Below are 1,790 nucleotides of genomic sequence, written 5' to 3'. Positions count from 1 at the left end.
TGGTTGGTCTGGTTGTGGCAGGTGTAGATCTGGACGGCGGCGCTGTTGGCGGTGCCGGCGGCGTCGAGGCACATGTCGCCGTAGACGCGGAGTTGCTTGGTGGAGCTGTTGTAGGTCCAGGTCTGGTTCGTCTGCTTGTTGCAGTCGTAGAGCTGGACGCGGGTGCCGTTGGTGCGTGACGAGTTGGGGACGTCAACGCACCGGCCGGACTGCGTACCGACGATCTCGCTGGCGGAGCCGGGCGGCGGCGTGGTCGGCGGCGGCGTGGTCGGCCCGGGGGTGGTGGGGGTCGGCGTCGGCGTGCCGGTCGGCGGCGGCAACAACGGGCACGTGTTGCGGTAGGTCACCACGCCGCTGTTGTCCACCAGCGGGCAGAGGAACTGGGTGTACCGGGCGTCGTTGTCGACGAACGTCTTCAGGAACGGCAGCATGGTCCGGATCAGCACCGGGTTCGACCGGCCGACCATGAATCCGTGGTCACCACCGGCGACCTCCAGGTAGACGCTCTCCGTCGTGGCCGGAATGCTGTTGTACAGGCCGAGGGCGTAGGACGGGGTCACCACCGTGTCCGCCTGCCCGGAGATGATCATCGTGGGCACCCGGTCGTTGGCCAGGTTCGACGACGGCGAGTACGGCGTGATGCCGGCCACCGCCTTCAACGACGGACGCCGCATCGCGGCGCTCAGCGCCCCGCCGCCGCCCATCGAGTGACCCGCGACGGCCAACCGGTTCGGGTCGACCCGGTTGCGCACCGTACTCTGCTGCGTCAGGTAGTCCAACGCGGCGAGCAACTGGGTGCCCCGAGCCGTGTCGAAGTCGTTGCGGCTGTTGGTCTCGATGCCGATCACCACGAAACCGTGCGAGGCCAGCCACGGCCCCATCCAGGCCAGCTCGGCGGAGAACAGAGCGGTGTAGCCCGGCGAGATCGCGATGGCCCCGAAGGTGCCCTGACTGGTGTCGGTCGGGTAGTAGATCCGACCGCCGTTGAAGCCGTTCCCGGTCGGGACGCTGACCGACGTGTTGGCGAACGGGCCGTTCTCGGCCGCGACGCTGTTCCGGGTAGGGTCCGGGCCCCGCTGGTACGGGTTGTCGGCGGCCGACGCGGACCCGGTCGCCAACGTCATGGTGAGCAACCCGACGGCGGTGGCGAGTCCGGCGGCGGCGAGCTTGAGCAGTCGTCCCCGAAAGCCGGGCGACGCGCGGTGAGCGTCAGTGATCCCCGAGGGCAGGGGAGGGGGCGCATGTCCTCGCACTGTCGATACCTCCTGGTGGTGGCGGTGGGTGTGGGATGGGCGGGTCCGGTATGCACCGGACCCGCCCGCGCCGGCTGTGCCCGAGCCGGACCTGCAAAGGGATCAGCGTTGCAGGGTGAGGATTCCGGGGCGGTAGGGCAGGAGGCCGTAGTCGCCGCCGGAGTTGGGGGAACGTCCCTGGTAGAGCAGTTGCAGGTTGCAGGCGTTGACGGTCATGGTCTGGTCGGCGTTGGTGCGGATGAGTTCGCCGTGGCTGATGTTGTTGGTCCAGGTGGCGCCGCTGTTGGCCTTACCGGCGAAGGGGTTGCTCTCGGTGGCCGCCTGCGGGGTCCAGGTGCCGCCCAGGCTGGTGGCGGTGAACGAGCGGAAGTAGCGTCCTTGGGAGCCGATGGCCTCGACGAGCATGAGGTATCGGCTCTCGCCTTCGAGTTTGTAGACCTGCACGCCTTCGAAGAGGTTGTTCGTGGTGTCGGTCATGATCGTGGTGTAGTTCGAGCCGAAGCTGCCGGGGAAGTTGCCGATGGGCATGCTGGCCCG

At 68.3% G+C, this 1,790-nt stretch carries 2 protein-coding genes; both read right to left on the bottom strand.

All coding sequences use genetic code 11. The annotated features are described in order from the left end of the window. Positions 1–1,124: poly(ethylene terephthalate) hydrolase family protein (locus tag ACWDVW_RS32560; protein WP_449956815.1), on the bottom strand; the 1,124-nt coding region annotated here is incomplete at its 3' end. A gap of 231 nt (positions 1,125–1,355) precedes the next feature. After that, on the bottom strand, positions 1,356–1,790 hold a 435-nt coding region (locus ACWDVW_RS32555; RefSeq protein WP_449956812.1), incomplete at its 5' end, for a non-reducing end alpha-L-arabinofuranosidase family hydrolase.

The sequence above is a fragment of the Micromonospora sp. NPDC003241 genome, from assembly GCF_053589795.1.
Note: the sequence above shows the minus strand (reverse complement) of the source record. Positions and strands in the feature narration are given on the sequence as shown.